The 12,109-nt window shown below is 74.0% G+C and carries 11 protein-coding genes; 4 read left to right on the top strand and 7 right to left on the bottom strand.

Annotated features, from left to right (window positions below):
* Positions 1-77: 77 nt before the first annotated feature.
* The 4 genes from E4U92_RS17280 to E4U92_RS17265 are packed head-to-tail and all read right to left on the bottom strand — an operon-like array spanning position 78 to position 5,764.
* On the bottom strand, positions 78-1,238 hold the full coding sequence (locus tag E4U92_RS17280) for an acyl-CoA dehydrogenase family protein (RefSeq protein WP_137301331.1): 1,161 nt from the start codon (positions 1,236-1,238) through the stop codon (positions 78-80).
* Between the two features lie 5 nt (positions 1,239-1,243).
* Entirely contained in the window at positions 1,244-2,176 is a 933-nt protein-coding gene (locus E4U92_RS17275) for a hydroxymethylglutaryl-CoA lyase (RefSeq protein WP_174863927.1), read from the bottom strand.
* Positions 2,177-2,193: 17 nt separating this feature from the next.
* Positions 2,194-4,131: an acetyl-CoA carboxylase biotin carboxylase subunit gene (locus tag E4U92_RS17270; protein WP_137301329.1), complete on the bottom strand. Its 1,938-nt coding sequence runs from the start codon at positions 4,129-4,131 to the stop codon at positions 2,194-2,196.
* Between the two features lie 16 nt (positions 4,132-4,147).
* Positions 4,148-5,764, bottom strand: coding sequence for a carboxyl transferase domain-containing protein (locus E4U92_RS17265; RefSeq protein WP_137301328.1), 1,617 nt, complete (start codon positions 5,762-5,764; stop codon positions 4,148-4,150).
* Between the two features lie 85 nt (positions 5,765-5,849).
* On the opposite strand from E4U92_RS17265, the gene E4U92_RS17260 reads away from it, so the two are divergent.
* From E4U92_RS17260 to E4U92_RS17245, 4 genes are all read left to right on the top strand, one after another.
* Positions 5,850-6,449, top strand: a complete 600-nt coding sequence (locus tag E4U92_RS17260; protein WP_137301327.1) for an SACE_7040 family transcriptional regulator — start codon at positions 5,850-5,852, stop codon at positions 6,447-6,449.
* Between the two features lie 95 nt (positions 6,450-6,544).
* Positions 6,545-7,105, top strand: coding sequence for a hypothetical protein (locus tag E4U92_RS17255; RefSeq protein ID WP_137301326.1), 561 nt, complete (start codon positions 6,545-6,547; stop codon positions 7,103-7,105).
* Positions 7,106-7,212: 107 nt separating this feature from the next.
* A complete protein-coding gene (locus E4U92_RS17250) occupies positions 7,213-8,370 on the top strand; it encodes an acyl-CoA dehydrogenase family protein (protein WP_137301325.1) in 1,158 nt (385 codons plus the stop codon).
* A 36-nt stretch (positions 8,371-8,406) separates the two neighbouring features.
* Positions 8,407-9,288, top strand: coding sequence for an acyl-CoA thioesterase (locus E4U92_RS17245; RefSeq protein ID WP_137301324.1), 882 nt, complete (start codon positions 8,407-8,409; stop codon positions 9,286-9,288).
* A 31-nt stretch (positions 9,289-9,319) separates the two neighbouring features.
* Here the strand turns inward: E4U92_RS17245 and E4U92_RS17240 are convergent, their stop codons facing one another.
* From E4U92_RS17240 to E4U92_RS17230, 3 genes are all read right to left on the bottom strand, one after another.
* On the bottom strand, positions 9,320-9,703 hold the full coding sequence (locus tag E4U92_RS17240; protein WP_137301323.1) for a nuclear transport factor 2 family protein: 384 nt from the start codon (positions 9,701-9,703) through the stop codon (positions 9,320-9,322).
* Between the two features lie 34 nt (positions 9,704-9,737).
* Entirely contained in the window at positions 9,738-10,541 is an 804-nt protein-coding gene (locus E4U92_RS17235) for a phosphatase (protein WP_137301322.1), read from the bottom strand.
* A gap of 62 nt (positions 10,542-10,603) precedes the next feature.
* Complete coding sequence (locus E4U92_RS17230) at positions 10,604-12,082, bottom strand: PucR family transcriptional regulator (RefSeq protein WP_174863915.1); 1,479 nt, start codon at positions 12,080-12,082, stop codon at positions 10,604-10,606.
* Between the last annotated feature and the right edge of the window lie 27 nt (positions 12,083-12,109).

Genomic DNA, 12,109 nt, shown 5'->3' with positions numbered 1-12,109 from the left:
TAGCCTAACCTCAGATCTTGTCCAGGGGTGGTCCGCCCCGAGGCCCCGGGCCGGAGCCGTCCGCGCCGTGCGGCGGGTCAGCCCACCAGGCCCAACTCCCGTGCGATCAGCAGGCGCTGCACCTCGCTCGTGCCCTCGCCGATCTCCAGGATCTTGGAGTCCCGCCACATCCGGGCCACGGGGTACTCGTTCATGAAGCCGTAGCCGCCGTGGATCTGGGTGGCCTCGCGGGCGTTGTCCACCGCGACCGTCGACGAGTACAGCTTGGCCAGCGCCGCCTCCTTCTTGAACGGCGCGCCCGACACCAGCCGGGCCGCCGCGTCCCGCCAGGCGAGCCGGGCGGTGTGGGCCTTCATCTCCATGTCGGCGACCTTGAACTGGATGGCCTGGTTGGCGCCGATCGGACGGCCGAAGGCGTGCCGCTCCTTGGCGTACTTCACCGACTCGTCCACGCAGCCCTGGGCGAGACCCGTGGCGAGCGCCGCGATGGCGATGCGGCCCTCGTCCAGGATGCGCAGGAACTGCGCGTACCCGCGGCCCTCCTCGCCCAGCAGGTTCGCCGCCGGGACCCGCACGTCGTCGAAGTGCAGCTCCCGGGTGTCCGAGGCGTTCCAGCCGACCTTGGAGTAGGGCGCGGCGACCGTGAAGCCGGGCGTGCCCGAGGGCACGATGATCGCCGAGATGAGCGGTCTGCCGTCGGGCTTGCGGCCGGTGACCGCGGTGACCGTGACCAGCCCGGTGATGTCCGTGCCGGAGTTGGTGATGAAGCACTTGGTGCCGTTGATCACCCACTCGCCGGTGTCCGGGTCCCGCCGGGCCGTCGTGCGGGTGGCGCCCGCGTCCGAGCCGCCGTCCGGCTCGGTCAGGCCGAAGGCGCCGAGCACCTCGCCCGCGCACAGCCGGGGCAGCCACTCGCGCTTCTGCTCCTCGGTGCCGAACAGGTGCAGCGGCATCGCGCCCAGCGAGACGCCCGCCTCCAGGGTGATCGCCACCGAGGAGTCCACCCGGGCCAGCTCCTCCAGGGCCACGCCGAGCGCCAGGTAGTCACCGCCCATCCCGCCGTACTCCTCGGGGAACGGCAGCCCGAACAGGCCCATGCGGCCCATCTCCCGGACGATCTCGTACGGGAACTCGTGCCGCTCGTAGAAGTCGCCGATCTTCGGCGCGACCACGTCGTGCGCGAACGCCTCGACCGTGCGGCGGAGTTCTTCCAGTTCGGGGGAGAGCTTGAAGTCCATGGTGCTCAGTGCTCCTCGGTGTCCTCGTGGGACAGGGCTCGGACGGTGCGGGACGGGCTGGGTCGGCCCAGGTGGCCGGCCATCCACGTGCTGGTGGCGACGAGACGGCCGAGATCGACTCCGGTGTCGATGCCGAGACCCCGCAGCATCCACACGAGGTCCTCCGTGGCGAGGTTGCCGGTGGCGGACTTGGCGTACGGGCAGCCGCCGAGGCCGCCGGCGGAGGCGTCGACGGTGCTCACGCCGTGCAGCAGCGCGGCGTGGGTGTTGGCGAGGGCCTGGCCGTAGGTGTCGTGGAAGTGCACCCCGATGACGTCCGTCGGCACGCCCGCGGCGTTCAGCCCGGTCAGCAGCGCGCGGACGTGGCCGGGCGTGGCGACGCCGATGGTGTCGCCCAGGCTCAGCTCGTCGCAGCCCATGTCGTGCAGCGCGCGGCAGACCCGGACGACCTGGTCGAGCGGGACCGCGCCCTCCCAGGGGTCGCCGAAGCACATCGACACGTAGCCCCGCACGTGCGCGCCCGCCTCCTTGGCCTGCCGCACCACCGGCTCGAACACGCTCAGCGACTCGTCGAGGGTGCGGTTGAGGTTGGCCCGGGCGAAGGTCTCGGTGGCGCTGGCGAAGACGGCGACCTCGCGGGCGCCGAGCGCGAGCGCCCGGTCCAGTCCGCGCCGGTTGGGCACCAGCACCGGCAGCCGCACCCCGCCGAGGCCGCTCACCATCGGGAACAGCTCCTCGGCGTCCGCCAGTTGGGGCACCCACTTGGGGTGCACGAAGCTGGTCGCCTCGATGGTGGTCAGGCCCGCGTCGGCCAGCCGGCGGATGAACTCCGCCTTGACCTCCGTCGGCACGGCCGTCTTCTCGTTCTGCAGGCCGTCGCGCGCGCCGACCTCGTGGATCCGCACCCGTGCGGGCAGGCCCTCGGCCGGCACGGTCATGGGCAGCTCGTCGTGGCTCACCCGTCCGCCTCCTCCGTCGGTGCGATCACGGCCAGCACCTGGTCCATGGCGACCGTGGCGCCGGGCGTGACGTCGAGTTCGGTGACCGTGCCGGCGTGCGGGGCTGAGACGACGTGCTCCATCTTCATCGCCTCCACCACCAGCAGGCTCTGGCCCGCGGCCACCTCGTCGCCGACCGCGACCTTCACGACGGTGACGGTGCCCGGCATGGGCGCGGTCAGCGAGTCCGCGCCCGCGTGCGCCGCCCGGCCCAGCGAGGCGGCGACCGGGTCGTGGTCGCGCACCTGCCAGGCGTCGCCGTCGCGGCCCAGCCAGTCGGCGGCGCGGTGGAAGGAGTGGCGCACCCCGTCCAGCGTCACGTCGACCCGGCCGGGTGCCACCCGGGCGTCACCGGCGCACGCGTGCGTGACCGGGTCGAGGCCCGGGACCCGCAGCGCGAACGCGGCCGGCTTCGGGCGCCCGCCGAGGCGCCAGCCGCTCGGCACGGAGAACGGGTCCACCCAGCCCTCGGCCCGCGGCCGCAGCGCGTCGAGCCGGACGGCCGCGGCGGCCTCGTACACCTCGTCGGGGACGTCGGTGGACACCAGGTCGTCCACCACCCGCTCCACCAGGCCGGTGTCCAGCTCGCCCGCCACGACCGCCGGATGGGCCAGCAGCCGGCGCAGGAACCCGGCGTTGGTCGGCACGCCCAGCGTGACCGTCTCCGCGAGGGCCGCCCGCAGCCGGCGCAGCGCGGTCTCCCGGTCGGGGCCGTAGGCGATGACCTTGGACAGCATCGGGTCGTAGAGGCTGCCGACCTCCGTGCCCTCGCTGAGCCCGGAGTCGGTGCGCACGCCCTCGCCCTCCGGCTCGCGCAGCAGCAGCACCGTGCCGCCCGAGGGGAGGAAGCCGCGCGCCGGGTCCTCGGCGCAGATGCGGGCCTCGACGGCGTGCCCGGTCAGCGTCACGTCCTGCTGCCCGAAGCCCAGCCGCTCCCCGGCCGCCACCCGCAGCTGCCACTCGACCAGGTCGAGCCCGGTGACGAACTCGGTGACCGGGTGCTCCACCTGGAGGCGGGTGTTCATCTCCATGAAGTAGTACGACGACGGGTCGCCGCCCGGCACGATGAACTCCACCGTGCCCGCGCCCCGGTAGCCGCAGGAGCGGGCCGCCTGGACGGCCGCCTCGCCCATCGACGCGCGCGTGGCCTCGTCGAGGAGCACGCTCGGCGCCTCCTCGATGATCTTCTGGTGGCGTCGCTGGAGCGAGCACTCGCGCTCGCCGAGGTGGACGACGTTGCCGTGGCCGTCGGCCAGGACCTGGATCTCGATGTGCCGGGGGCGGTCGACCCACCGCTCCACCAGGAGCGTGTCGTCGCCGAAGGAGGCGCGGGCCTCGCGGCGGGCGGCGGCGATCTCGTCGGCCAGCGCGGCGGCGTCGCGCACCAGGCGCATGCCCTTGCCGCCGCCGCCCGCGGACGGCTTGAGCAGCACGGGCGTGCCGATCTCCCGGGCGGCCTCGGCGAGCTGGGCGTCCGTCAGGCCGCTGCCGCTGGAGCCGGGCACGACCGGCACGCCGGCCGCCCGCACGGTCTCCTTGGCGCGGATCTTGTCGCCCATCAGCGCGATCGCGTCCGCGGGCGGGCCGATGAAGACCAGGCCCGCCTCCTCGCAGGCGCGGGCGAAGCGGGCGTTCTCAGCGAGGAAGCCGTAGCCCGGGTGGACGGCCTGGGCGCCGGTGCGGGCGGCCGCCTCCAGCAGCCGCTCCACGGACAGGTAGCTCTCGGCGGCCGGCGGCGGGCCGATCCGGACGGCGGTGTCGGCCTCCCGGACGTGCCGCGCGTCGGCGTCCGCGTCGGAGAAGACGGCGACCGAGCGCACGCCCATCGTCCGCAGCGTACGGATCACGCGCACGGCGATCTCGCCCCGGTTGGCCACGAGCACGGTGTCGAACATGGTCGGGCAGCCCCTCTTACATCCGGAAGACGCCGAACTGGGGGTCACCCAGGGGCGCGTTGGCACAGGCGGTCAGCGCGAGACCCAGCACCTGCCGGGTCTCCAGCGGGTCGATGACCCCGTCGTCCCACAGGCGGGCGGTGGCGTAGTAGGCGTTGCCCTGGCGCTCGTACTGCGCGCGGACGGGCGCCTTGAACGACTCCTCCTCCTCGGCGGACCACTCCTCGCCCCGGCCCTCCAGCTGGTCGCGCTTGACGGTGGCGAGGACGGAGGCGGCCTGCTCGCCGCCCATCACGGAGATCTTGGCGTTGGGCCACATCCACAGGAAGCGGGGCGAGTAGGCCCGGCCGCACATGGAGTAGTTGCCCGCGCCGTAGGACCCGCCGACCACGACGGTCAGCTTCGGCACGCGCGCGCAGGCGACGGCGGTGACCATCTTGGCGCCGTGCTTGGCGATGCCGCCGGCCTCGTAGTCCTTGCCGACCATGAAGCCGGAGATGTTCTGCAGGAACACCAGCGGGATGCCGCGCTGGTCGCACAGCTCGATGAAGTGGGCGCCCTTCTGGGCGGACTCGGAGAAGAGGATGCCGTTGTTGGCGACGATGCCGACCGGGTGGCCGTGGACGTGGGCGAACCCGGTGACCAGGGTCTGGCCGAACTCCGCCTTGAACTCCGCGAACCGGGAGCCGTCGGTGATCCGGGCGATGATCTCGCGCACGTCGTAGGGGGTGCGGGAGTCGACCGGGACGGCGCCGTACAGCCCGAGGGGGTCGACCTTCGGCTCGACGGGGGTGCGCACCTCCCAGGGGAGGGCGGAGCGGGCCGGGAGGGTCTCGACGATGGTCCGCACGATCCGCAGCGCGTGCGCGTCGTCCTCCGCGAGGTGGTCGGTGACGCCGGAGACCCGGGAGTGGACCTCGCCGCCGCCCAGCTCCTCGGCGGTGACGACCTCACCGGTGGCGGCCTTCACCAGGGGCGGCCCGCCCAGGAAGATCGTGCCCTGTCCGCGCACGATCACGGCCTCGTCGCTCATCGCCGGGACGTACGCCCCGCCGGCCGTGCAGGAGCCGAGCACGGCCGCGATCTGCGGGATGCCGGCGCCCGACATCCGCGCCTGGTTGTAGAAGATCCGCCCGAAGTGCTCGCGGTCGGGGAAGACCTCGTCCTGCATCGGCAGGAAGGCGCCGCCGGAGTCCACCAGGTAGACGCAGGGCAGCCGGTTCTCCAGGGCGACCTCCTGCGCGCGCAGGTGCTTCTTCACGGTCATCGGGTAGTACGTGCCGCCCTTGACCGTGGCGTCGTTGGCGACGACCACGCACTCGCGCCCGGAGACCCGCCCGATCCCCGCGATCACCCCGGCCGCCGGGGCCTGCCCGTCGTACAGCCCGTCGGCCGCCAGCGGGGCCAGCTCCAGGAACGGCGAGCCCGGGTCGAGCAGGGTGTCCACCCGGTCCCGGGGCAGCAGCTTGCCGCGCGCGGTGTGCCGGGCGCGGGCCTTCTCCCCGCCGCCCAGCGCCGCCGCGGCCAGCTTGGCGCGCAGCTCCTCGACGAGCGCCAGATGTGCCCGCTCGTTGGCCCGCCAGGCCTCCGACGCGGGGTCTGCCGCGCTCGTCAGCTCCGGTGCCTCGTGCATCCTGCGAACCCCTCACCTTGTTAATGAGCGTTAACGCATTTCCCTCAGGTTAACGAGCGCTAACCTCCCTGTCTAGAATCGATCCATGACCACCAGGACCGACGCCCCCACGCGGCGCGAGCAGATCCTCAAGGAGGCCGCCCGGCTCTTCGCGGAGCGCGGCTTCCACGGTGTCGGCGTCGACGAGATAGGCGCGGCCGTGGGCATCAGCGGGCCCGGTCTGTACCGCCACTTCCCGGGCAAGGACGCGATGCTCGCCGAGCTGCTCGTCGGCATCAGCGGCCAGTTGCTGACGGGGGCCAGGCGGCGCCTGGCGGAGGCCGACGGCGTGGCCGGGGCCGAGGAGGTCCTCGACTCGCTGATCGAGGGCCACATCGACTTCGCCATCGACGACCGTCCCCTGATCACCTTGCACGACCGGGAGCTGGACCGCCTCCGGGACAGCGACCGCAAGCTGGTGCGCCAGCTCCAGCGCCAGTACGTCGAGCTGTGGGTCTCCGTGGTCCGCGAGGTCTACCCGGCCCTGACCGAGCCCTCGGCCCGCTCGGCGGTCCACTCGGTCTTCGGCCTGCTCAACTCCACCCCGCACCTGGGCCGCACCGGCACCCTCCCCGGCCGCACCGCCACGGCGACCCAGCTCCACCGCATGGCCCGCGGCGCCTTCGCGGCAGCGGGCGCGGAGTAGCCGCTCGCGGCCGGCCGGCCCCTCACCAGGACCACGTGTCCACGCAGGTCAGCCGCATGATCTGATGCCCCCTGCACCGAGTGAAGGGGGGAGCCGTGGGAACCGACGCGGCCGCGACATCGAAGGGCCGGCGCGTGCTGCGCGGGCTGGCGGCACTCGCCGTGACGGCGGCGCTGACGGCCGCCGCCGGGGGCGACCGGGCGCGGGACCACCCGCAGGGCGACGCCATCGCGCTGCCGGCACAGGCGTCCTTCCTGAGCGGCTACGAACACGCGCAGGTCGGCGCCGAGTACTGGGTGAGCGGTCCGCTCCCGGACAACGGCACCGCGCGGCCGCTCACGGTGCTGCGCATGCGCGTGCTGCGGGTCCCCGAGGGGCTGGAGGTGGTGCGCTACGGCACCGCCACGCTCCGGCAGACCGGCGGGTACCTCATCGGCGTCACCCAGGATTTCGCGGTCGGACCCGCCCGGCCGTTCGTCGTCGCCCCGCACGGCCGGGCGGGCGCCTACGTCTGGATGCGCGTGCGGGTGACCGGGCCGGTGCGCGGCACGCTGTCCGGGTGCCGCTTCTGGTACCGGCAGGGTGTCGTGGAGTACCGGCAGGACGTGGGCTGCGAGACCGTCGTCCGGCTCGGGCCGCCCCTGCGTCGAGCGTGACGAGCGTTACGGCGGGACCCCTCTGGACGGTTCGGCTACCCGTCGGTACGCTCGAATCTGAGCAAGCGCTTAGACAGGGCCGGCTGAAGGTACGTGGAGGTGGCGGCGTGCGCCGTACGGTGTTCAACGAGGATCACGAGGCGTTCCGGGAGACCCTTCGCGCCTTCATCGAGGCCGAGGTCGTACCGGTGTACGACGACTGGTTCGCCGCGGGCCAGGCGCCGCGCGACTTCTACTACAAGCTCGGCGACCTGGGCGTCTTCGGCATCAGCGTGCCCGAGGAGTTCGGCGGCGCGGGCCTGGACACCCACAAGTTCGAGGCCGTCCTCTACGAGGAGACGGCCCGCGCGGGCGTGCAGTTCGGCGGCTCCGGGGTGCACGTGCTGCTCGCCCTGCCGTACATCAAGATGCTGGCGACGGACGAGCAGAAGAAGCGGTACCTGCCGAAGTTCGTCACCGGCGAGGAGATGTGGGCCATCGCCATGACCGAGCCGGGCACCGGCTCCGACCTGGCCGGCATGAAGACCACCGCGAAGCTCTCCGAGGACGGCACGCACTACGTCCTCAACGGCTCCAAGACCTTCATCACCGGCGGTGTGCACGCCGACAAGGTCATCGTCTGCGCCCGCACCGCCGCGCCGACCGCCGAGGACCGCCGCCACGGCATCTCCCTGTTCGCCGTGGACACCAAGTCCGAGGGCTACTCCATCGGCCGCAAGCTGGACAAGCTGGGCCTGCGCACCTCCGACACCGCCGAGCTGGCGTTCGTCGACGTCAAGGTGCCCGTGGAGGACCTGCTCGGCGAGGAGAACAAGGGCTTCTCCTACCTCGGCCACAACCTCGCCTCCGAGCGCTGGGGCATCGCCTTCGGCGCCTACGCGCAGGCCAAGGCCGCGGTCCGGTTCGCCAAGCAGTACGTGCAGGAGCGCACCGTCTTCGGCAAGCCCGTCGCGCACTTCCAGAACACCAAGTTCGAGCTGGCCGCCTGCCAGGCCGAGGTCGACGCCGCCGAGGCCGTCGCCGACCGCGCGCTGGAGGCACTGGACGCCGGGGAGCTCACCCCCGCCGAGGCCGCCTCCGCCAAGCTGTTCTGCACCGAGGTCGCCCACCGCGTGATCGACCGCTGCCTGCAGCTCCACGGCGGCTACGGCTACATGAACGAGTACCCGATCGCCCGCCTGTACGCGGACAACCGCGTCAACCGCATCTACGGCGGCACCAGCGAGATCATGAAGACGATCATCGCCAAGGACATGGGTCTGTAGGACGCCCGTCATCTCCGGCCGGTACACCTACTCCTCATGAGCCAGGCACTCCAGGACCTCCTCGATCTGCTCGACCTCGAGCAGATCGAGGAGAACATCTTCCGCGGCCAGTCCCGCTCCGCCGTCGTGCCCCGCGTCTTCGGCGGGCAGGTCGCGGCGCAGGCGCTGGTCGCCGCCGGGCGGACGGTCCCCGGGGACCGGCACGCCCACTCCCTGCACGCGTACTTCCTGCGCCCCGGGGACCCCGGCGCGCCGATCGTCTACACCGTGGAGCGCATCCGCGACGGCCGCTCCTTCACCACCCGGCGCGTCGTCGCGGTCCAGCACGGCCGGCCGATCTTCTTCCTGTCGGCGTCGTTCCAGGCGCACGAGGACGGGCTCGACCACCAGGTGCCGATGCCGCCCGCCCCCGACCCGGCCACGCTGCCCACCTCGCAGGAGCGGCTGCGCGGCTACGGCCACCTCGACCCGGACGTGGTCGAGCGCTTCCTGGAGGCGCGCGAGGCGATCGACCTGCGCTACGTCGACGAGCCGCCGTACGGACGGTTCGGGGAGCCCCGCGAGCCGCACTCGCAGGTCTGGTTCCGCACCAACGGCAAGCTCGACGGCGCCGTGGACGTCCCGCTGCTGCACGTCGTGCTCGCCACCTACGTCTCCGACATGACGCTGCTCGACTCGGTGCTGCTCGCGCACGGGCGCGGCGGCTGGGCGGTCGGCGACGTCGTCGGGGCCTCGCTGGACCACGCCATGTGGTTCCACCGCCCGTTCCGCGCCGACGAGTGGCTCCTGTACGACCAGGAGTCCCCGTCGGCCCACGGCGGCCGCGGCCTCGGCCAGGCCCGCATCTACACCCAGGACGGCCGGCTGGCCCTCTCGGTCATCCAGGAGGGCGTGGTCCGCGTCCCGCGGACCGGCTGAGACGGACCGGGACCGGGCGGGGGAGGGACGGTCAGGCGTCCGCCGCGGCCGGTTCGATGTCGCCCGCGAAGACGATCATCTGGTCGATCAGACCCCGCCGCAGGTGGACGACGTCCGTGCCGGCCAGCCGCGGCCCGTCCCCGGGCGTGGTGAAGGCCCACCGGTAGCGGGCCCACTCGCCGGGCATGTCGACCGCCGAGCAGCGGGCCATGGTGCCGGGCCCGGCCGGGTGGCGGCGCAGCTCCCGCACGAACCGCTCGACCGCGGCCACGCCCTCGCTGCGTCCCAGCGGCCCGAAGAACACCACGTCGGAGGTGAGGGCCTGGGACAGCAGCTCGGTCACGTGCCGGTCGTCCGGGACGTTGAACGCGGACAGGAACATGTCGATGGCCGACTCGGCGGCTGCTTCCTCCATGCCCCCAGTCATACCAGCCGCCGCCGCCCCGCCCTCAGCCCTCGGCGCGCTCGCCCAGCCCGGCCCGGTCCAGCAGGTACGCCGTCATGGGGTCGTAGTAGCGGGGGCTGACCACGTGGTCGTCCAGGGGGACCGCCACCTGGAGGGTGCCCTCGGACTCGGCGAGGAACAGGGCCGGGTCGTTGCAGTCGGCGTAGCCGGCGGCGTCCACGCCGTGCTGGGCCGCGTAGCCCGCCCAGCCGTGGTCGGCGACCACCAGGTCGGGCAGCGGGCGGCCCTCCAGCTCCAGCGCGGTGAGGATCGCCTTCATCGGCTCGCCGGAGTGGGTGTGCCACAGGGTGGCCCCGTGCTCCAGCACCGCGACGTCCGCGAACTGCATCACGTAGCCCTCGTCGGTCTGCAGCCGGTCCGGGATCACCACGATCTCGCAGCCCGCGGCGCGCAGCGCGGCGGCCGTGCGGTGGTGCACCTCCAGCAGCCCGCCCGGGTGGCCGGTGGCGAGCAGCACCCGCTGCCGGCCCTCGGCGGCCTTGCGCAGCCGCCCCGCCAGCCGGTCCAGGCCGTCCACGGTGAGCTCGGCGTCGATGGTGTCCTGGCCGTACCGGTACTCGGGGTCGTCGTTGACGCCGACGCGCTCGGCCATCACCGCGAGCACGTCCTGCTCGTCGGTCCAGCGGTCGCCGAACTCCAGCCCGAACCAGAAGTGCCGGTTGCCGTTCGCGAGCTGCCGGTAGTGGGAGAGGTTGTTCTCACGGGGCGTGGCGACCTCGCCCGCGATGCGGGTGCGCACGAGGTGGTCGACGAGCTCGGCACGGCTGGGTGTCCCGGATATCGGCATGGTGTCCATTGTGGGGCAGCGGGCCGGGGAGCTCACCGCGGTTCCGGACCCTGGGACGTGGCTCACCCGCCGCCCGGAGCGCGGTCGCGCAGCGCGAACCACAGGTCCATCCGCACGTCCGGGTCGTCCAGGTCCGCCCCGAGCAGGGCCGCGCACCGCGCGATCCGCTGCCGCACGGTGTTGCGGTGCACCGACAGCGCCACCGCCGTGCGGTCCCAGCTGCCGTGCAGCGACAGCCAGGTGCGCAGCGTCTCCGGCAGCGCGGGCGTGGCCGCGATCGGCGCGAGCAGGGCCCGCGCGTGGGCGGCCGCCTCGTCCGGCGCGACCAGGTCGGCCAGGGCCGCCCGGGCGCGGTGCCGCAGCAGCGGGGCCCGTGTCGCCCGCGCGCGGGCCAGGGCCCGGGCCGCCTGCGCGTCCGCGGCCGGCCACTGCGCCGGCTCCACGGCCGCGCTCACCCCCAGCGTCCAGCCGGGGTACGGCGCCGGCTCCCGCCCCTCGGGCACCAGGACCCGTACGACGCCGTCGGCGAGGTCGACCAGGGGCGAGCCGAGCGCGGCGCCCAGCGCGGAGGCGGCCACCGGGTCGGGGGCGTGGGCGTCGGGGCGGGCGTGCACGACGGCCCAGCGCCCGGCGCCGAGCAGTGGCGCCACCGCCTCGGGCGCGGCCCCGAGCAGCAGCCGGACCAGCGCGGAGGAGCGGGCCGCGCCGGTGCCGCTCTGGTGCTCGCCGGTGAGCAGGGAGAGCAGCACGGCGGCGACGGAGGCGATGGTGTGGTCGCCCGGGTCGCGGCGCGGGGCGGCGACGCCGAGGACGAAGTCGTGCCCGGCGCCCAGGGCGTACGCCGCGAGGTGGGTGCCGGCGGCGGTGTCCGTGGCCGAGGTGGGCGTGCCCGGACCGCTGGGGCGGACCACCTCCGCGAGCGCGGCCAGCGCCTGGTGCGCCGCGGTCCCCGCCGGGCGCCCGGCCGCCGCGACCTCCGTCGCCTCGGGCCCGTACAGCACCGCGCGGCCCGCCACCCGCTGGGCGAGCTGCCGCAGCACCGACGGCACCGGGTCGGGCCGGGAGGCGGCGGCCGCGAGGCTCTGCTGGGCCTCCGTGACCCGGCGCAGCTCGGCCAGCCGGGCCTGGGCCATGAGCTGCCAGACCGCGCGGGCCACGCCGGAGAACGTGGTCTGCGGCGGGACCTCGACCAGTGGCAGGGCGTGCGCCGCGCAGGCCGCGATCAGCGCGGGCGGCACGGTGTCGTGCACCGGCGCCACCCCGAAGCCGAGGGCGGCGCCGCCGGCCGCGACGATCCGCGCGACGTAGGCGTCGAAGTACGCCCCCGGGTCAGGTGTCTCGGGGACGTGCACCCCGGCCGTCAGCAGCAGCTCGCCGCCCAGCAGGTACGGGTAGGGGTCGCTCATCTCCGAGGTGTGCGCCCAGTGGACGGCGACGTCCGGGCCGGAGGGCCCGGCGAGCTGCCGCAGGGCGAGGTCCTCCCGGGCCAGGAGCGCGGCGAGCGGCACCGGCGGGGTGGGCGGGACGGCGGGGTCCGGCATGGTGTGCGTTTCCTCCATCCCGTACGG

This window comes from Streptomyces galbus (assembly GCF_005280195.1).
Taxonomy (GTDB): domain Bacteria; phylum Actinomycetota; class Actinomycetes; order Streptomycetales; family Streptomycetaceae; genus Streptomyces; species Streptomyces galbus.
This window is presented reverse-complemented; position numbering and strand designations above follow the sequence as displayed.

Bases quoted from the DNA above. Each gene is read 5' to 3' on its own strand.
- E4U92_RS17235 (WP_137301322.1), bottom strand. From the start codon at position 10,541: ATGCCGATATCCGGGACACCCAGCCGTGCCGAGCTCGTCGACCACCTC.
- E4U92_RS17230 (WP_174863915.1), bottom strand. From the start codon at position 12,082: ATGCCGGACCCCGCCGTCCCGCCCACCCCGCCGGTGCCGCTCGCCGCG.
- E4U92_RS17270 (WP_137301329.1), bottom strand. From the start codon at position 4,131: ATGTTCGACACCGTGCTCGTGGCCAACCGGGGCGAGATCGCCGTGCGC.
- E4U92_RS17240 (WP_137301323.1), bottom strand. From the start codon at position 9,703: ATGGAGGAAGCAGCCGCCGAGTCGGCCATCGACATGTTCCTGTCCGCG.
- E4U92_RS17280 (WP_137301331.1), bottom strand. From the start codon at position 1,238: ATGGACTTCAAGCTCTCCCCCGAACTGGAAGAACTCCGCCGCACGGTC.
- E4U92_RS17275 (WP_174863927.1), bottom strand. From the start codon at position 2,176: ATGACCGTGCCGGCCGAGGGCCTGCCCGCACGGGTGCGGATCCACGAG.
- E4U92_RS17245 (WP_137301324.1), top strand. From the start codon at position 8,407: ATGAGCCAGGCACTCCAGGACCTCCTCGATCTGCTCGACCTCGAGCAG.
- E4U92_RS17260 (WP_137301327.1), top strand. From the start codon at position 5,850: ATGACCACCAGGACCGACGCCCCCACGCGGCGCGAGCAGATCCTCAAG.
- E4U92_RS17265 (WP_137301328.1), bottom strand. From the start codon at position 5,764: ATGCACGAGGCACCGGAGCTGACGAGCGCGGCAGACCCCGCGTCGGAG.